The following is an 18,738-nucleotide window of genomic DNA, read 5'->3' on the forward strand; positions in this document are numbered from 1 at the left end:
GTTCATTCCTGTCGGTAGAGTTCGGTGACACCGGCCGCGCCAAGCCTTGCCAGGCAGGCGGCGGTGGTCTCGCCGCGAAGTCGTGCGCGGCTGACCGCTGCTGCAATACGGCCGATGCCGCGCGCGGCCTCATAGCCCGGCCTGTATCCGGCAGGAAGGGCCTTTGCCGTCCCGTCCACGACAAGTCCGGCTCCGTTTTCGCCGCCGACCAGTGTCAGCGCCGCTGGCCCGGGATGCGCGCAGCCCTTGGCGCAGCCGGAAATGTGAAGCTTGAAGGAGGAATCGAGGATGTCACCGTCTTCCGCTGCGATAGTCTCGGCGATATCGCGCGTCGCGATCCGGCCGGAGGCGCAGGCGGGAGCCCCGGGGCAAGCGGCGATCCTGGTGCGCGGATCGGTGGGGTTGGTGACGAAGCCGAGGGTGGCGGCGGCTTGCTGAAGGCTCTGATTGGCGGCTGCAGGCTGACCAAGGAAGAGAAGCGTGCGGCCTGGTGCGAGGCGGATTTCGGTTGTGCCGAGGGTGAGAGCACTCTGCGCGAGGTCGATGAGCTTGCCTGCTGGCATGCTGCCGAAGGGCAGGCCGATGCCGAGGGCACGGCCGTTGCTCAGGTCGAAGACACCAATGGGCGGGCGAGAGCGCTCGACGGCGCCCCCCTCTGTCCTGCCGGACATCTCCCCCTCTAGGGGGGAGATTGCCCCTTGGTATCCGCCTTCGCTAATCGCCGAAGTCGCGCCGAATACCAAGGCAGCAGAAGGACGGCCGTCGGCGGAACTGCCGATCTCCCCCCTAGAGGGGGAGATGTCCGGCAGGACAGAGGGGGGCGCGAAGGAATGCCAACTTGCGAGAGATCTCAGCTGTCTCTCCGTCAAATCCCGTGCATGGGCTTCGCGGCCTTTTTCGGCGACCATCCTGAGCATCGCGACTGCGATATCGCGCGCCGCATCCTCCTCGACTATGACGAGGGATTTCGCATGTTGTCCGTCTCCGGCAACGGACATCTTCCACTGAATTGCCGCGTCCATCCGCACCGCAGCCAGCCTGACGTCCGCCGTCACGGCGTCCATAGCCAACTGCCCACCGCCATCGACAATCACCGAAACCTTCGGGCCAAGGCGTTGCGTAAGCCCGGCATCCTCGATGGCTTTGCGAATCCGCTCCGCCAGCGGGCGCGGGTCAGCAACTTCTTCCGGATCCAGCCCCGCCAGCGGGCCGGTCTCGACTGGTACGCCGGTGCGCACCGCAATCCCGAGCGCGTCGACCTCCATTGCCAGCAGCCGTGCGCTTGCCGGCGTCAGGCCGCGGATCTGCAGGCTGCCGCGGGCCGTCACTTCCATGATGCCGTTGCCATGGCGCAAGGCGGATTCACCTAGCCCGATCAAGAATTTCGGCAAGAGTCCTCCGGCGACCGGGTTGAGTCGCACCAAAAGGCCGTCGCCGGTCTGCATCGGCGCGGACAGAGCAGGGCAGGCGCCACGTCGGGAGAAGGCGTTCATGCCGCCACCCCCAGCGCCTGGGCCTCGGCGATCAGCGCGGCGAGATCGTCATCGATGGAATTGCGCAGCGGATGCCACAGACCACGCCGCCGTGCCGACAACAAGCGCTCGGCGATGACCTTCGCGGCGGAAGGGTTTTCGCGCAGGATGAAGGCGCGAACCACGGGGTCGCCTAGATAGGCATCGTGCACGGCCTCGATCAGCGCGCCCGGTATGGCGTGGGTGGTCTCGGCGAAACCGACCAGCCGGTCGACCGTCTCGGCGAATTCCGAGGCACCGCGCGGCCCGTGCCGCATCTGGCCTGATATGAAGCGCGGGTTGACCGCGCGGGCGCGAACTACCCGAGACACCGCCTCGCCAATCGAGCGCGGCCTCGGCTTTTGCGGGTCCGTGGTGTCGAGCACGATGACATCGGCGTTCTTGCCGAGTGCCGCAAGCGCTGCTGAAAAGCCGCCGATGAAGGCGACGTCGGCGGAGCCTTCGAGGATGTCGCGGCCGGGGTCGTCGCCGGTGTGGACGAGAAGGTCGGCCTCAGCGATACGATCCTCGAAGGCGCCGGGCACTGAGACACCTTCGCCCTCGGCGCCGCCATAGGCGTGCGAGGTGGCATCGAGGTAGGCGCGGCCGATCTCCTCGCGCGCGCCCCAGTCGCCGCTCGACAATAAATCCTCGACGCCGGCGCCGTAGGTGCCAGGCGAGGTGCCGAAAATGCGCGGGCTGATCTTCCCGTCCGCGCGGGTCCTTGCCGCGAGCGGGTTTTCCGAAGCGTCCTCGTCACGGGCTGCGACGGCGTTGGCGGCGGCATCGATCAGGGCGATCTGGGTCGGGAACATGTCACGGAATAGGCCTGATATACGCCAGGTGACGTCGACCCGCGGGCGGCCAAGGGCGGCCGGCGGCAGCACCTCGATGCCGGTGACGCGGCCGGTGGCGGAATCCCATTGCGGCCGGCAGCCCATCAGCGCCAGGCCTTGCGCGATCTCCTCGCCGCCGGTGCGCAGCGAGGCCGAGCCCCACAGGTCGATGACCAGCGAGCGCGGCCAGTCGCCATGCGATTGCATGTAGCTGCGTACCACCTCTTCAGCCGCCGCCTTGCCGAGATCGAAGGATGTCGGCGTCGGCATGGAGCGCGGATCCGATGTGAACAGGTTGCGGCCGGTCGGCAGCACATCGCGCCGCCCCCGCGCCGGCGCACCGGCAGGACCGGCGGCGACATGGCGGCCGTCTAGGGCGGCAAGCAGCGCTGCTTTCTCGGCCGCCGCACTTTGTTCGCGCAGCGGATCGGCCTCGCCTTCCGGCGACCGGCCGTAGATGTGCAGGCCGTCCTTGACGGCGAAGTCCTTGAGGTCGCAGAGCCAGGCGTCGATGCGGCGCAGTGCTTCGTCTGGCGCGTCGGTTTTGGCAACGCCGGCTTCGGAAGCGAGACCGGTCTTCTGCGCGGTCTCGACGATCAGCTTCGCCAGGCGGTCGCGGCGGCGGCGGTCGAGCCCGTCGGCCTGGGCATATTCGTCGACCAGCCGTTCAAGCCGGTGCTGGTTTTCGTCGAGCCCGGCGCCAGTCAGCGGGGGCGGCAGATGGCCGAGGGTGACGGCGGCGATGCGCCGCTTGGCTTGTGCTGCCTCTCCTGGGTTGGATACGATGAAGGGATAGATGACGGGCAGGGGACCGGTGACGATCTCGGGAAAACAGGTTTCGCTGAGCGCAACGGTCTTGCCAGGCAGCCATTCCAGCGTGCCATGGGCGCCGACATGGATGAGGGCATGGACGCCGAGCGTCTTGCGCAGCCAAAGACCAAAGGCGATCAGCGCATGGCGCGGCGGCAATGTCGGGTCGTGGTAGTCGGCGCGGCGGTCGGCCGAGCGCCCGCGGTCAGGGGCGAGGGCTACGGTGATGTTGCCGAGGATGGCGGCGCGGAAGGGGAATTTTGCAAAAGTAGGCGCTTGAACACCCCCCTCTGTCCTGCCGGACATCTCCCCCTCAAGGGGGGAGATTGCGCTGTCGTCTCTGCCTTCGCCAATTACCGAGGATGTTGAGGGAGAGCCGTCGTCGAAACTGCCAATCTCCCCCCTTGAGGGGGAGATGTCCGGCAGGACAGAGGGGGGCGCTTCGCGCAACCCTGTCTCATCTTCCGCCTTCCCCCAAGCCGCCTCTACTGCAGCGAGCGCCGCTGTCGGCAATTCCGTGGAGAAGGTCAGATAATCCGCAAGTCCCAGTCCTTCGTCACCGCGCTCCAACGCATCCAGCAACTCACGCGGCGTTCGCGGAATCCCTTCAACGGCGTAGCCCTGTTCGCTCAGGTCATGTAGCATCGCCAACACACTGGACGGCACATCGAGACCGACCGCGTAGCCGGTGCGGCCGGGGGCGCTTGGATAGTCGGGGATCAGGATCGCAAGCCTGCGTTCCGCGCGCGATGTGCGCTGCAAGCGGATGAAAGCCTCGACACGGTTCGCCACCTGCGCCACCCGGTCCGGCTCTGGCCGGTTGGCGAAGGCGCGAAAAGCCAGCGCTGGATCGGTTTCGACCTCGCCTTTGAAGGAGATCGCGCCGGCAAGGATGCGGCCGTCGAGCTCGGGCAGGACGACATGCATGGCAAGGTCGGCAGGCGCCAGGCCGCGCTGATTGTTTTGCCAGATGTCACGGCGTGTTGTCGCGACGATGACCTGGAACACCGGCACGCCGGCGCGGTCGAAGATGGTTTCGACGCCGGGCCCGGCGCTGGAGGCGAACGCCGTGGCGGTAATGATGGCGGCGGGCTTCAGGGTCGCGAGCGCGGTTTCGACAAAGGCGAGCGATGCCGGGTCCTTGAGGCTGGAGACGAAGATGGGAACGGGGACCATGCCGCGCTGTCCGAGCGCCTCGAACAATGCATCGATGGGCGCGACATCGGCGGCAAGAAGCATCGAACGGTAGAAGAGGATCGGGATGATGGGCGCGGCGTCTCCCTCCCCCTCGAGGGGAGGGTGGCCCGCAGGGTCGGGTGGGATCGCTGCGGCAGTGCTCGACGTTTTTTTCTGTTGGCGCGTGTCAGAGGCGACCCCACCCCCGGCCTGCGGCCGGACCCTCCCCTCGAGGGGGAGGGGGACGCCGCGCTCGAGAACCCCCAGTCCCGGTTGATAGTAGCCGGCTTTTGGCACGCTGACAGGTTCAGCGACCGCTACACTCGATCCGGCAAGACTTGCCAGCCTCTGCACCAGCGTCTTCATATTCTCCGGGCCGCCCTCGCGAAAATAGCCGAGCAGGCCGTCCAACTCCTCGCGGGGCAGCGTCGAGCCTTCGATCAGCCGCAAATCCTCGTCGTGGCTCTCGCCGGGTAGGAGCGCCAGCTTGATACCGCGATCTCGTGCGACAACGGCAAGCTGGTCGCAGCCATAGCGCCACCAGTCATAGCCGCCGAGGATACGAACCAGGACGACCTTGGCGTGCTGGGCGACGCTGTCGATCCAGAGGTCGACGGACATCGGATGGCGCAGGTCGCGCAGAGCCGCAAGCCGCATCGACGGCAGGCGATCCGCGTCCGCCTTCCACGCCGCCGCCAGCCCGGCCAGATCGCTGTCGGTGAAGGACAGCGCCACGACATCCGCAGGCGTCTGCCTGAGATCGACAGGCTCGGCAAGGTCGTCGAGCGAGGCGGATGTTGTGGTGAGGATGTGCATCGCGGCTCGTGCCTGAGGTCAGCCAGCGAGGATACGTTCGATGGCCGGGCGGTTCAGCCCTTTCAGGCCGATGACGACGAGGCGCGAGCGGCGGTCATCTTCAGCGGTCCAGGCGCGGTCGTAATAATGATTGACCCGCGGCCCGACAGCCTGCAGCAACAGCCGCATCGGCTTGCCGCCGACCTCGACGAAACCCTTGACGCGCAGCACATTTTCTTCCTCCGCCGCCGTGGCGACGCGCAAAGCCAGCTCATCGGGATTGGCGATCGACGGAATATCGATGACGAAGGAATCGAAGTCGTCGTGCTCGTGGTCGAGCTCGTCGTCGTGATGGGTCTTGCGGTTCTCGATGTCGTCCTCGACGGCGAGGCCGAGGCCGAGCAGCACAGATGGATCGACCTTACCCTGCGAGGCCGGCACGATCTTGACGGCGCGCGCGGCGTGCTCGCCGATGATGGCCTTGGCACGGGCCGAGCCGGCGGCGTCCATCAGGTCGCTCTTCGACAATATGATCAGGTCGGCGCAGGCGAGCTGATCCTCGAACACTTCCTCGACCGGATCGTCGTGGTCGAGCGTCTCGTCCTGCGCGCGCTGCGCCTGCAGGGCGTCCATGTCGTTGGCAACGCGGCCTTCGGCCAGCGCCGGTCCGTCGACCACGGCAATAACGCCGTCGACCGTCACCCGGCTTTTCACCGTCGGCCACTGGAAGGCTTGGACCAGCGGCTTGGGCAGAGCGAGGCCGGAGGTTTCGATCAGGATGTGGTCGACCTTCGGCGTCAGCGACAGGATCTGGTCGAGCGCCGGGACAAAGTCGTCTGCGACGGTGCAGCAGATGCAGCCATTGGCCAGTTCGACGATGTTTTCCTCGGGGCAGGTGTCGATGCCGCAGCCTTTCAGGATCTCGCCGTCGATGCCGATATCGCCGAACTCGTTGACGATGATAGCCAGCCGCTTACCCCCGGCGTTTTCGAGCAGATGGCGGATCAGCGTCGTCTTGCCGGCGCCGAGGAAGCCGGTGACGACGGTGCAGGGCACGCGGGAGACGGAAGTGGTCATGTCTGGTCCTTCAAAAGGTCGAGGGGAGGAATGCGGGCGACGAGGCCGCGCTTCAGGCAATCGGGGCGGCCGCGCCATGGAATGAGGCCATCGGTCGAGGTGGCGAAGAGCTTTGCGCCGGCGACGAGATCGGCGCCGCTGGTCGCGGTCAGGTCGCCGAAGACATAGCTCCAGCAGCCGTCGCGCAGGATCGCGGCGCTGAGGCGGCGCTTGCAGTTGCCGAGGCACTCGACGGTGCGGATACGAATATTTTCGCCTGATGCGGCGCGGCGCGTGTCCTCGGCAAGCAGTTCGCCGGCGCGGGGATGGCCGTCGGAGCCGGTCTCGTCGCGGCAGGAGGCGCAGACGATCACGGTGACGCCGGCCAAGGTATCACAATCGCCGGACGATACGTCCGCTGTCTCAGCTGGAAAACTGCTGTCGCGTTCCAAATCAGGCTCCTTGCCCGGAAAACCCGCCAGGCGATCGGATTCTTTAAGTCCTAGACGGCAGGTCTCCTGGCTCGCGGGTCATCGCCTTGGTGCCACCTTCCCGGGACCGTCCCAGTGGTTTTCGGCCTTGGCTCGTCGCTTACAGTTGCGGGGACAGCCGCGGATTTGAAATCGAGATTTCGCACCGCATTCCCTCTTGGCTCCTCCCTTTGCCGAGAGGAGACCGTCTGAACCGGATTTAGGCTTGTGTATGCAGGCGTGTCAACGCGTGTCTACGACGCGATGATGTCGGCCAACGCCGGACCTAGATCGCCTGCGGGCGTGACTTCAATCTGTTCCAGGCCGAGCCAGCCCTGCATCTGCTTCAATTCCTCGACCAGCGCGGCCGCTGTTTCGGCCGGTGCGCCGGGTTCGGCATAGGCCGCATGGACGCGCAGCACGCCGGCGGGGCGGTCGGCCTTGAGGTCGACGCGCGCCACGATCCTCTCGCCGAGCAGGAACGGCAGCACATAATAGCCGTATTGGCGCTTTTCGGCCGGGGTGTAGATCTCGATGCGATAGCGGAAGTCGAACAGCCTTTCCGTTCGGGAGCGCTCGAAGACAACGGGATCAAACGGAGCGAGCAACGCGCGCGCCTGGATCTTGCGCGGAAAACGGGCGTCCTTGTGAAGGTAAGCCGGCTTGCTCCAGCCTTCGACGCGCACCGGCAGCAATTCGCCCAACTCGACCAGTTCCTCCAGCCGGCCCTTCATGTCGGCCGGCGACAGGCGGAAATAGTCGCGCAGGTCGCCTGATGTCGCGATGCCATGGGCACGGGCGGAGATGCGCAACAATTCGCGATGCGCATCCTCAGGGGAGGGCACCGGCAGGTCGAGCACCGCCGGCGGTAGCGCCCGTTCGGGCAGATCGTAAAGCCGCTCGAAGCCACGACGCGATGCCGTGGTGATGCGGCCGGCCCAGAAAAGCCATTCGAAAGCGTGCTTGGCATCGCTCCAACCCCACCAGCCGCCGTTTCCCTTTTGGCCTTCGAGGGCGGAAGCAGCGATCGGGCCGCGCCCGACGACCTCGCGATAAATCTCTTCAATGTAGGCGGCACGCTCGTGGCCCCACTTCGCCAGCCCGTTATACATTTCCTCGCCGCGCTCGGCCCGCTGCATGCGCCAGCGCATCAGCGGATAGGTTTCGACCGGCAGAAAGGAGGCTTCGTGCGCCCAATATTCGAAAACCAGGCGCTTGCGTGTCACGGCGGCATTGTCGAGCAGTGCCAGCGGGTAGGGGCCGAGGCGTGAATAGAGCGGCATGTAGTGAGCGCGCACCACCGCGCTGACGGAATCGATCTGCAACAGGCCGGTGCGGGCAAGCACCCGGGTCAGATGGCGGCGATCCGGCGTGCCGTTAGGCCGAGGGTCGGTGAAACCCTGGGCGGCGAGCGCGATGCGCCGGGCTGCGGCGAGTGAGATTTTTTCCTTCATGCAGGCGAGGCCCTGAGGGTGTTTCGAACGAGAAGCGACCAATGATTCCGCGCTATGCTAGCAGGGTTTTGGCGGGATATATGTCAGGAGAGAAAAGTGGAGTAAAAAGTGAAGGAAATCAAACAGGAGCGGATCGGACCAGTTTATCCGGATATGCCGTCCAGCACCGTGTTTTGAACAAGGTTTGACTTGCTTCGCCGAAAGCCCTGCGCTAACCCTCGCCGCGTTGCAGCATAGAGCCCCCTAAAACGGTTCAGTGGTTAAACTGTCACGCTTCCGCAAGTGGGTCCGGTGCTGTAATCAGAGTGGATTGGCCGCTAACGGAAAGCCGCAGCATGAACGCATTGTTGAGTTCGTACCTGCCCATCGTCCTGTTCATCGGCGTGGCGCTGGTCGTCGGCCTGGCGCTGCTTGCCGCACCCTTCCTGGTGGCCTACCGCAACCCAGATCCGGAAAAGCTTTCCGCCTATGAGTGCGGTTTCAACTCGTTCGACGACGCCCGCATGAAGTTCGACATCCGCTTCTACCTGGTGTCGATCCTGTTCATCATCTTCGATCTGGAAGTGGCCTTCCTGTTCCCGTGGGCGGTGTCTTTCAGCCAGATCGGCATGCTCGGGTTCTGGTCGATGATGGTGTTTCTGGCGGTGCTGACCATCGGCTTTGCCTATGAATGGAAGAAAGGAGCGCTGGAATGGGATTGAGCGACAATTCCGGCACGCTCGTCGCGCCGAAGCCAAAAGGCATTCTCGACCCCAGCACCGGAAAGCCGGTGGGGGCGAATGATCCTTTCTTCCTCGAGATCAACAACGAGCTGGCCGACAAGGGTTTTCTTGTCACCTCGACCGAGGCGCTGATCACCTGGGCCCGCAGCGGCTCGCTGATGTTCATGACCTTTGGCCTCGCCTGCTGCGCGGTCGAGATGATCCATACCTCGATGCCGCGCTATGACAGCGAGCGCTTCGGCGTCGCACCGCGCGCGTCGCCGCGCCAGTCCGACATCATGATCGTTGCCGGTACGCTGACCAACAAGATGGCGCCGGCGCTGCGCAAGGTCTACGACCAGATGCCGGAGCCGCGATACGTCATCTCGATGGGCTCCTGCGCCAATGGCGGCGGCTACTACCACTATTCCTATTCGGTGGTGCGCGGCTGCGACCGCGTCGTGCCGGTCGACATCTACGTGCCCGGCTGTCCGCCGAGCGCTGAGGCGCTTCTCTACGGCATCCTTCTGTTGCAAAAGAAGATCCGCCGCACCGGCACGATCGAGCGGTGAGCGGGATGATGAGCCTGTCGTTGAATGAACTCTCGACCTATCTCGGCGAGAAGCTGAGCGGCCGGATAAGCGATGCGGTGTTTGCCTATGGCGAACTCACCATCTCTGTCGAGCCGCACGATCTGATCGAGGTGGTGACCTTCCTGCGCGACGATAAAAACTGCCAGTTCATTTCGATCATCGATGTCTGTGGCGCCGATTATCCGTCGCGGGCCAAGCGCTTTGACGTTGTCTATCATCTGCTGTCGCCGAAGCAGAATATTCGCATCCGCATCAAGGTCCAGGCCGACGAGGAGACCGTGGTGCCGTCGATCACCGGCGTTTATCCCGGCGCCGACTGGTTCGAGCGCGAAACCTACGATCTCTATGGCGTGCTGTTCTCGGGCCATCCCGATCTCAGGCGGATTCTGACCGATTACGGCTTCGAGGGTCATCCGCTGCGCAAGGATTTCCCGCTGACCGGTTTCGTCGAGGTGCGCTACGACGACGAAGCCAAGCGGGTCATCTACGAGCCGGTGGAATTGAAGCAGGAATTCCGCAATTTCGATTTTCTCTCGCCATGGGAAGGGACGGATTACGTCCTGCCAGGAGACGAGAAGGCAAAACAATGAGGGCGTGTTGATGGGCAGCTTCTCCGTTTTTCATTGGCTGATTATCATGATCATTTTTGCGTCTTTGATCGTGCCGTACTGGCGAATCTTTCCGAGAGCCGGTTGGCCCTCCGCATTGAGCATCTTGATGGTTGTCCCGCTTCTGAATCTCGTTCTTTTGTGGGTTGTGGCGTTCAAGAAATGGCCTGGAGACGCGTGAGCCGTGGCTGAGACTTCTGTCCGCAACTTCAACATCAATTTCGGCCCGCAACATCCTGCGGCGCATGGCGTTTTGCGCCTCGTGCTGGAGCTCGATGGCGAAGTCGTCGATCGCGTCGATCCGCATATCGGGCTGTTGCATCGCGGCACTGAAAAGCTGATCGAAGCCAAAACCTATCTGCAGGCCGTGCCTTATCTCGATCGGCTCGACTATTGCGCGCCGATGAACCAGGAGCATGCCTTCGCGCTTGCCGCCGAGCGGTTGCTCGGCATCGAGGTGCCGAAGCGCGGCCAACTGATCCGCGTGCTCTATTGCGAGATCGGCCGCATCATGTCGCACATTCTCAATGTGACGACGCAGGCGATGGATGTCGGCGCGCTGACGCCGCCGCTGTGGGGCTTCGTCGAGCGCGAAAAGCTGATGGTATTCTATGAGCGGGCCAGCGGCTCGCGCATGCATGCGGCCTATTTCCGGCCCGGCGGCGTCCACCAGGACCTGCCGCAGAGGCTGGTCGAGGATATCGGCAACTGGATCGATCCGTTCCTGAAATCGCTCGACGATCTCGACGCACTGCTGACCGGCAACCGCATCTTCAAGCAGCGCAACGTCGACATCGGCACCGTCTCGCTGGCCGATGCCTGGGCCTGGGGCTTTTCCGGCGTCATGGTGCGCGGATCCGGCGTCGCCTGGGATCTGCGCAAGTCGCAGCCCTATGAATGCTATGCCGAGATGGATTTCGACATTCCGATCGGCAAGAACGGCGATTGCTACGACCGCTATCTCGTGCGCATGGAAGAGATGCGCCAGTCGGCGAAAATCATGCGCCAGTGCGTCGACCTGCTGCTCGGCAAGGAAGGCAGCGGGCCGGTGTCGAACCTCGATGGCAAGGTGGTGCCGCCGAAGCGCGCGGCGATGAAGCGCTCGATGGAAGCGCTGATCCATCATTTCAAGCTCTATACCGAGGGCTACCGCGTGCCGGCAGGCGAGGTCTATGCGGCGGTCGAAGCCCCGAAGGGCGAGTTCGGTGTCTATCTCGTCTCCGACGGCACCAACAAGCCCTACCGCTGCAAGCTGCGCGCGCCAGGTTTCGCCCATCTGCAAGCCATGGATTTCCTCTGCCGCGGCCACATGTTGGCCGACGTCACCGCCGTGCTTGGCTCCCTCGACATCGTGTTTGGTGAGGTCGATCGCTAAATGTCAGTCCGCCGTCTCGCAGAAGCCAGCCTCCAGCCAGCCTCCTTCGCCTTCAACCGGGCGAATGCGGCAGCGGCGAAGCAATGGATCAAGAAGTATCCGAAGGGCCGCGAGCAATCCGCGATCATCCCGTTGCTGATGCTGGCGCAGGAGCAGGAAGGCTGGGTGACCAAGGCGGCGATCGAGACGATCTCCGACATGCTCGACATGCCTTATATCAGAGGGCTCGAAGTTGCGACCTTCTACACACAGTACCAGCTCAATCCGGTCGGCACCCGCGCGCATATCCAGGTCTGCGGCACCACGCCCTGCATGCTGCGCGGCTCGGAAGCGCTGATGGACGTGTGCCGCTCGAAAATCCATCACGACCAGTTCCACACCAACGACAAGGGCACGCTGTCGTGGGAAGAGGTCGAATGCCTCGGCGCTTGCGTCAACGCGCCGATGGTGATGATTTTCAAGGACACGTTCGAGGACCTGACGCCGGAGCGGCTGGCCGAGATCATCGACCTCTATGATGCCGGGAAGGGCGCCTCGGTGACGCCGGGGCCGCAGAACGGCCGCACCACCTCCGAGCCGCTTACTGGCCTGACGACGCTGAAGAGCGAAAAGGCAATCCTCAAGACGACCCGCGACAAGGAAGCCAAGGCAGCGGCCGAGGCCGCGCAAGGTGCAGCGTCGACTGTCGCCGCCGCGCCGGCAGCCCCGGTCGCGCCGGCATCGGCTTCCCCCGTTGCGCCGTCGAAAGCCAGCAAGCCGAAGACCGACGCGCCCGAAACCAGCCCGGCGCTGGAGTCGCCTTCGGCCACAAAGGTCGCACCAGAGACCGAAAAGGCGGCAAGCGTCGCCGCACCGCGGCATTCGGCTGCGAACGCCAACAAGGCCGCGCCGGAGGTCGAAAAGGTTTCGAAACAGCGTAGCGGCCCCAAGAGCAAGGCTGAGCCAGCGGCTGCTTTCAAGGCGCCGGAGTTGAAGGAGGCGCCGTTCGGCGCTGCCGGCAAAAAAACCGGCGCCAAGACGACCAATGCCAAACCTTCACTCGAGGACAAGAATCGCCCGGCCGGCATCGCAAGGCCGGCACTGGCCGACGATCTCAAGCTGATCTCAGGCGTCGGTCCGAAGATCGAAGGCATCCTGCATTCGCTTGGCATCTTCACTTATGCGCAAGTCGCGTCCTGGAAGAAGGCCGAGCGCGAGTGGGTCGACGGCTATCTCAGCTTCCACGGCCGCATCGACCGCGAAGACTGGGTCAAGCAGGCCAAGGCGCTCGCCAAGGGCGGGGTCGCCGAATATATCCGCGTCTTCGGCAAGAAGCCGGTCTGAGGAACGAACAATGCTTCAGGACAGAGACCGCATCTTCAACAACATCTACGGCCTTTTCGACAAGTCGCTGGCCGGCGCGATGGCGCGCGGTGCCTGGGACGGCACGCCCGGCATCATCGCCAAGGGGCGCGAATGGATCGTCAACGAGATGAAGGCCTCGGGCCTGCGCGGGCGCGGCGGCGCCGGCTTTCCAACCGGGCTGAAATGGTCGTTCATGCCCAAGCAGAGCGACGGCCGGCCGAGCTATCTCGTCGTCAATGCCGACGAATCCGAACCCGGCACCTGCAAGGACCGCGATATATTGCGCCACGACCCGCACACGCTGGTCGAGGGCTGCCTGATTGCCGGCTTCGCCATGGGCGCGGTCGCCGCCTACATCTATGTGCGCGGCGAGTTCATCCGCGAGCGCGAGGCGCTGCAGCGCGCCATCGACGAGGCCTACGAGGCCAAGCTGATCGGCAAGAACAACACGTCCGGCTACGATTTCGACATCTACATGCATCATGGCGCCGGCGCCTATATCTGCGGCGAGGAGACGGCGCTGCTCGAAAGCCTCGAAGGCAAGAAGGGCCAGCCTCGGCTGAAACCGCCGTTCCCGGCCAATGTCGGCCTCTACGGCTGCCCGACGACGGTCAACAATGTCGAATCCATCGCTGTGGCGCCGACCATCCTGCGCCGTGGCGCTGCCTGGTTCTCGTCCTTCGGGCGGCCCAACAATGTCGGCACAAAGCTGTTCTGCATCTCCGGCCACGTCAACAATCCGTGCACCGTCGAAGAGGCGATGTCGATCCCGTTCCGAGAGCTGATCGAGACGCATTGCGGCGGCATTCGCGGCGGCTGGGACAATCTGCTGGCGGTCATTCCAGGCGGCGCTTCGGTGCCGCTGGTGCCGGCCGAACAGATCATCGACGCGCCGATGGATTTCGATGCGCTACGCGACCTGAAATCGGGTCTCGGCACGGCAGCTGTCATCGTCATGGACAAATCGACCGATATCGTGAAGGCGATCGCGCGGCTTTCCTACTTCTACAAGCACGAGAGCTGCGGCCAGTGCACACCGTGCCGCGAAGGCACCGGCTGGATGTGGCGGGTGATGGAACGGCTGGTGCGCGGCGAGGCGCAGAAGCGTGAGATCGACATGCTGCTCGACGTGACCAAGCAGGTCGAGGGCCACACGATCTGCGCGCTGGGCGATGCGGCGGCATGGCCGATCCAGGGCCTGATGCGGCATTTCCGCGGCGAGGTGGAGCGGCGTATCGAGGAGTTTTCGCGCAATGCGCACCGGGCAGAGCCGGTGATGGTGGCGGCGGAATAGACAAGAATTCGAAGCGGGCAAAAGCCCGATTTGAAATACGGGCGAACGCCCGATTTGAAATACGAGCGAGAGCTCGATTTGAGGAAACAGGCTCGGGGCATACGGAAGAAACGACCAGGAGACCACCTATGTCGCTGAATTCGAAACCCGATCATTTGATGCCAGATTTGGACCCGTTCGAGAAGATGAACCAGGACCTGACCAGGATGATGCCGAAGGAGATGGCGAACGCCGTCAATCTCCTGGCGCACCCTGTCGCGGGTGCGGCAGCGATGTCGGCGCTCGGCATCGGGCTTGCCAATCATGCCTTCGGCGTTTGGATGGGCGCGCTCTCGGGCGCCGCCGAGGCCTCGCAGCGCCTCTTTCAGCCGATCGTCGACGATTTCGAGGCCAGGGTCGAACGCTTTTCCGAGACAGGAACGAGTTCCTCGACCAAGGCGCGCGCGGCGACGAAAACCTTGATTGCCGAGGCGCAGTCCTTCGCCAGGGACGTGAATGACATAGCGGCAAACAGCATGGATGATGCACGGAGCGTGGTGGATACGGCTGCCGAGCCGACCAGGTTGATTCCGGAGGATTTCAAGCAGCCCAAAGCTATGGAAAGGCCGGCAAATCCGGCCGATCTCAAGGCGATATCCGGCATCGGGCCAAAGCTGGAAACGGTGCTGAACGGCTTGGGCATCTGGACGTATGGCCAGATCGCGGCATGGACGCCGGAAGAGATCGCCTGGGTCGACGATTATCTGTCGTTCAACGGCCGGATCGACCGCGACGACTGGCTTGGTCAGGCGGCGGCGTTGGCCGAGGCCAAACATTGAATTGAATACGTGGCGCGGCTTCGGCTGTGGCCCGGAAAGAAAGATTGCGGAACGTCCGCAGGGGTTTGAGACGACATGGCAAAGCTCAAGGTCGACGGGAAAGAGATTACTGTACCCGACCACTACACGCTGCTGCAGGCGGCCGAGGACGCCGGCGCGGAAGTGCCGCGCTTCTGCTTCCATGAGCGGCTGTCGATCGCCGGCAATTGCCGCATGTGCCTGATCGAGGTGAAGGGCGGGCCGCCCAAGCCGCAGGCGTCCTGTGCCATGGGCGTGCGCGATCTGCGCCCCGGCCCGAATGGCGAAACGCCGGAAATCTTCACCAACACGCCGATGGTCAAGAAGGCCCGGGAAGGCGTGATGGAATTCCTGCTGATCAACCATCCGCTGGATTGCCCGATCTGCGACCAGGGTGGCGAGTGCGACCTGCAGGATCAGGCGATGGCGTTCGGCGTCGATTCCTCGCGCTATCACGAGAACAAGCGGGCAGTCGAAGACAAATATATCGGGCCGCTGGTCAAGACGATCATGAACCGCTGCATCCATTGCACGCGCTGCGTCCGCTTCACCACCGAAATTGCCGGCATTTCCGAGCTCGGCCTGATCGGCCGCGGCGAGGACGCCGAGATCACCACCTATCTCGAAAGCGCGATGACCTCGGAACTGCAAGGCAACGTCATCGACCTTTGCCCGGTCGGTGCGCTGACCTCCAAACCCTACGCCTTCCAGGCGCGGCCGTGGGAGCTGACCAAGACCGAATCCATCGACGTGATGGATGCCGTCGGCTCGGCGATCCGCGTCGATAGCAGGGGCCGCGAGGTGATGCGCATCCTGCCGCGCACCAACGAGGCGGTGAACGAGGAGTGGATTTCCGACAAGACCCGCTTCATCTGGGATGGCTTGCGCACCCAGCGCCTCGACCGGCCATACGTCCGCAGGGGCGGCAAGCTGGCCCCGGCAAGCTGGGCCGAGGCTTTCTCCGCGATCAAGGAAGCGGTGTCGAACGCAGCGCCCGACAAGATCGGCGCCATTGCAGGCGATCTCGCCGCCGTCGAGGAAATCTATGCGCTGAAGCTGCTGATGGCCTCGCTCGGCTCGAAGAACACCGACTGCCGTCAGGATGGTGCCGCGCTCGATCCGTCGCTCGGCCGGGCAAGCTATGTCTTCAACCCGACCATCGAGGGCATCGAGCAGGCCGACGCGGTGCTGATCATCGGCGCCAATCCTCGCTTCGAGGCGTCCTTGCTCAACGCCCGCATTCGCAAGCGCTGGCGGGTCGGCAACCTGCCGGTCGGCGTCATCGGCGATGTCGGCGATACGCGCTACGACTACGAGCAGCTCGGCGCCGGGCCGGAATCGCTGAAGGAGCTGGCCGACGGCAATGGCAAGTTCTTCCAGGTGCTGAAGAAGGCGACGCATCCGCTTATCATCGTCGGCCAGGGCGCACTGGCACGGGCCGATGGCGCGGCCGTGCTCGGCCAGGCGGCCAAGCTTAGCCTGGCCGTCAACGCCGCGAGGGCCGACTGGAACGGCTTTGCCGTGCTGCACACTGCTGCAGGGCGTGTCGGCGGTCTCGATGTCGGCTTCGTGCCGGGCGAGGGCGGCAAGAACGTGGCCGGCATGCTGGGTGATGCGGACGTGTTGTTCCTGCTCGGCGCCGACGAGATCGACATGGCCAAGACCGGCGGCGCCTTCGTCGTCTATATCGGCACGCATGGCGATCAGGGCGCGCACCGTGCCAACGTCATCCTGCCGGGTGCTGCCTATACCGAAAAGTCGGGCACCTACGTCAACACCGAGGGCCGCGTGCAGCAGACCAACCGCGCCGGCTTTGCGCCGGGCGATGCGCGTGAGGACTGGGCAATCCTGCGGGCGCTGTCGGATGTGCTTGATAAGAAGCTGCCGTTCGATTCGCTGCCGCAGCTTCGCGCAAAACTCTATTCGGAATACCCGCATTTCGCTCGCATTGACCAGGTCGCGGCAGGCAATGCTGACGATATCGCCGAGGTGGCGAAGCTCGGCGGGCGGCTGAACAAGGGCGCCTTCACCTCGCCGGTCGAGGATTTCTACCTGACCAACCCGATCGCGCGGGCTTCCGCCGTGATGGCGGAATGCTCGGCGCTGGCGAAAAACGGCTTCAGGCAGGCGGCGGAATAAGCATGGACACCTTCTTCTCCTTCTACGTGCTGCCGGCGCTGATCATCCTGTTGAAGTCGGTCGTGCTGATCGTCGTGCTGTTGATCTTCGTCGCCTACATCCTGTACGCGGACCGCAAGATCTGGGCGGCGGTGCAGTTGCGCCGTGGCCCGAACGTCGTCGGCCCATGGGGCACGCTGCAGGCTTTCGCCGACCTTCTGAAGTTCGTGTTCAAGGAGCCGGTGATTCCGTCCGGCGCCAACAAGGGCGTTTTTCTGCTGGCGCCGCTGGTGTCGGCGGTGCTGGCGATCTCGGCCTGGGCGGTTATTCCGGTCAATGAGGGCTGGGCGATCGCCAACGTCAATGTCGGCATCCTCTATGTCTTCGCCATCTCCTCGCTCGAGGTCTATGGCGTGATCATGGGCGGCTGGGCGTCCAACTCGAAATATCCATTCCTCGGCGCGCTGCGCTCGGCGGCGCAGATGGTGTCCTACGAAGTCTCGATCGGTTTCGTCATCGTCACCGTGTTGCTTTGCGTTGGTTCGCTCAACCTGTCCGACATCGTGCTGTCGCAGCAGGATGGGCTGGGCACCCGGGTTGGCCTGCCCAACACCTTCCTCGACTGGCATTGGCTGTCGCTGTTCCCGATGTTCGTCATCTTCTTCATCTCGGCGCTGGCCGAGACGAACCGCCCGCCTTTCGACCTTGTGGAAGCAGAATCGGAACTCGTCGCCGGCCACATGGTCGAATACTCGTCGACGCCGTTCCTGCTGTTCTTCCTCGGCGAGTATGTCGCCATCGTCTTGATGTGCGCGCTGGCCACCATCCTGTTCCTCGGCGGCTGGCTGCCGCCCTTCGACTTCGCTCCCTTCACCTGGGTGCCGGGCCTGATCTGGTTCGTTCTCAAGGTCTGCCTGGTGTTCTTCATGATCTCCATGGTGAAGGCCTTCGTGCCGCGCTACCGCTACGACCAGCTGATGCGGCTCGGCTGGAAGGTCTTCCTGCCGATCTCGCTGGCGATGGTGGTGATTGTCGCCGCGTTCCTCAAGATCACGGGGTTTGCGTGATGTCCGCTCTATCCCAAGCCGCAAAGTCGCTGCTGCTGCAGGACTTCGTCAGCGCCTTCTTCCTGTCGATGCGCCAGTTCTTCGCGCCGAAGGAGACGATCAACTATCCGCATGAGAAGGGACCGGTGAGCCCGCGCTTTCGCGGCGAGCATGCGCTGCGCCGCTATCCGAACGGCGAGGAACGCTGCATCGCCTGCAAATTGTGCGAGGCCATCTGCCCGGCGCAAGCCATCACCATCGAGGCCGGCCCGCGCCGCAATGACGGCACGCGCCGCACCGTGCGCTACGACATCGATATGGTGAAGTGCATCTATTGCGGCTTCTGCCAGGAGGCCTGCCCGGTAGACGCCATTGTCGAGGGGCCGAATTTCGAATTCGCGACCGAGACGCGCGAGGAACTTTATTACGACAAGGACAAGCTGCTGGCCAATGGCGACCGCTGGGAGCGCGAACTGGCGCGCAACCTCTCGCTGGATGCGCCGTACCGCTGACATTTGACGCATGGACGAGGCGAGGGCCTCGTTCAGAGGATGATCCCGAAAAGGTACAGACCTTTCGGACAAGATCATCCTCAGGAATTGAAAAGTGTCGCATGTTTTTCTTTCGATCGGGTCTTTCAACCCGATCGAAACATGCGATAGGACAACGCAACTTGCCGGCCGGAGGCGGTGGCAAACATCGAACAGGACGAACG

The 18,738-nt window shown here is 63.9% G+C and carries 15 protein-coding genes and 1 riboswitch; of the genes, 10 read left to right on the forward strand and 5 right to left on the reverse strand.

Features of this window, described 5'->3' with window-relative positions; translation table 11 throughout:
- Nucleotides 1-2 precede the first annotated feature (2 nt).
- From cobG to ABID19_RS12320, 5 genes are all read right to left on the reverse strand, one after another.
- Entirely contained in the window at nt 3-1,493 is a 1,491-nt protein-coding gene (gene cobG / locus ABID19_RS12300; RefSeq protein ID WP_435528719.1) for a precorrin-3B synthase, read from the reverse strand.
- Nucleotides 1,490-5,149, reverse strand: a complete 3,660-nt coding sequence (gene cobN, locus ABID19_RS12305; protein ID WP_354490810.1) for a cobaltochelatase subunit CobN — start codon at nt 5,147-5,149, stop codon at nt 1,490-1,492. The genes cobG and cobN overlap by 4 nt, the downstream gene beginning before the upstream one ends.
- An 18-nt stretch (nt 5,150-5,167) precedes the next feature.
- Entirely contained in the window at nt 5,168-6,205 is a 1,038-nt protein-coding gene (cobW, locus tag ABID19_RS12310) for a cobalamin biosynthesis protein CobW (protein ID WP_354490812.1), read from the reverse strand.
- Complete coding sequence (locus tag ABID19_RS12315) at nt 6,202-6,636, reverse strand: DUF1636 family protein (protein WP_354490814.1); 435 nt, start codon at nt 6,634-6,636, stop codon at nt 6,202-6,204. The genes cobW and ABID19_RS12315 overlap by 4 nt, the downstream gene beginning before the upstream one ends.
- Before the next feature lie 39 nt (nt 6,637-6,675).
- Nucleotides 6,676-6,879, reverse strand: a riboswitch (cobalamin riboswitch).
- Between the two features lie 29 nt (nt 6,880-6,908).
- Nucleotides 6,909-8,108, reverse strand: a complete 1,200-nt coding sequence (locus ABID19_RS12320; RefSeq protein WP_354490815.1) for a winged helix-turn-helix domain-containing protein — start codon at nt 8,106-8,108, stop codon at nt 6,909-6,911.
- Between the two features lie 335 nt (nt 8,109-8,443).
- On the opposite strand from ABID19_RS12320, the gene ABID19_RS12325 reads away from it, so the two are divergent.
- From ABID19_RS12325 to nuoI, 10 genes are all read left to right on the forward strand, one after another.
- Entirely contained in the window at nt 8,444-8,809 is a 366-nt protein-coding gene (locus tag ABID19_RS12325) for an NADH-quinone oxidoreductase subunit A (RefSeq protein ID WP_023798850.1), read from the forward strand.
- Entirely contained in the window at nt 8,800-9,381 is a 582-nt protein-coding gene (locus ABID19_RS12330) for a NuoB/complex I 20 kDa subunit family protein (protein ID WP_027156092.1), read from the forward strand. Before ABID19_RS12325 ends, ABID19_RS12330 begins: the two co-directional genes overlap by 10 nt.
- Nucleotides 9,382-9,389: 8 nt before the next feature.
- Nucleotides 9,390-9,992: an NADH-quinone oxidoreductase subunit C gene (locus tag ABID19_RS12335; protein ID WP_354490817.1), complete on the forward strand. Its 603-nt coding sequence runs from the start codon at nt 9,390-9,392 to the stop codon at nt 9,990-9,992.
- Nucleotides 9,993-10,194: 202 nt separating this feature from the next.
- The gene (locus ABID19_RS12340) at nt 10,195-11,385 is read left to right on the forward strand and encodes an NADH-quinone oxidoreductase subunit D (RefSeq protein WP_354490819.1); all 1,191 of its coding nucleotides are present in this window, start codon (nt 10,195-10,197) and stop codon (nt 11,383-11,385) included.
- Nucleotides 11,386-12,708: an NADH-quinone oxidoreductase subunit E gene (locus ABID19_RS12345; protein ID WP_354490821.1), complete on the forward strand. Its 1,323-nt coding sequence runs from the start codon at nt 11,386-11,388 to the stop codon at nt 12,706-12,708. It abuts the gene before it with no gap.
- 10 nt (nt 12,709-12,718) lie between these two features.
- Nucleotides 12,719-14,023, forward strand: a complete 1,305-nt coding sequence (gene nuoF, locus ABID19_RS12350; RefSeq protein WP_354490823.1) for an NADH-quinone oxidoreductase subunit NuoF — start codon at nt 12,719-12,721, stop codon at nt 14,021-14,023.
- 128 nt (nt 14,024-14,151) lie between these two features.
- Nucleotides 14,152-14,841: an NADH-ubiquinone dehydrogenase gene (locus ABID19_RS12355; protein WP_354490825.1), complete on the forward strand. Its 690-nt coding sequence runs from the start codon at nt 14,152-14,154 to the stop codon at nt 14,839-14,841.
- Nucleotides 14,842-14,916: 75 nt separating this feature from the next.
- Complete coding sequence (nuoG, locus tag ABID19_RS12360) at nt 14,917-16,998, forward strand: NADH-quinone oxidoreductase subunit NuoG (protein WP_354490826.1); 2,082 nt, start codon at nt 14,917-14,919, stop codon at nt 16,996-16,998.
- Nucleotides 16,999-17,000: 2 nt separating this feature from the next.
- Nucleotides 17,001-18,044, forward strand: coding sequence for an NADH-quinone oxidoreductase subunit NuoH (nuoH, locus tag ABID19_RS12365; RefSeq protein ID WP_095483491.1), 1,044 nt, complete (start codon nt 17,001-17,003; stop codon nt 18,042-18,044).
- Nucleotides 18,044-18,535 (forward strand): NADH-quinone oxidoreductase subunit NuoI, encoded by a 492-nt coding sequence (gene nuoI, locus ABID19_RS12370; protein ID WP_352932055.1) that lies wholly within the window; start codon nt 18,044-18,046, stop codon nt 18,533-18,535. Before nuoH ends, nuoI begins: the two co-directional genes overlap by 1 nt.
- The last annotated feature ends 203 nt before the right edge of the window (nt 18,536-18,738 follow it).

The organism is Mesorhizobium robiniae, from assembly GCF_040545535.1.
GTDB classification, from domain to species: Bacteria; Pseudomonadota; Alphaproteobacteria; order Rhizobiales; family Rhizobiaceae; genus Mesorhizobium; species Mesorhizobium robiniae.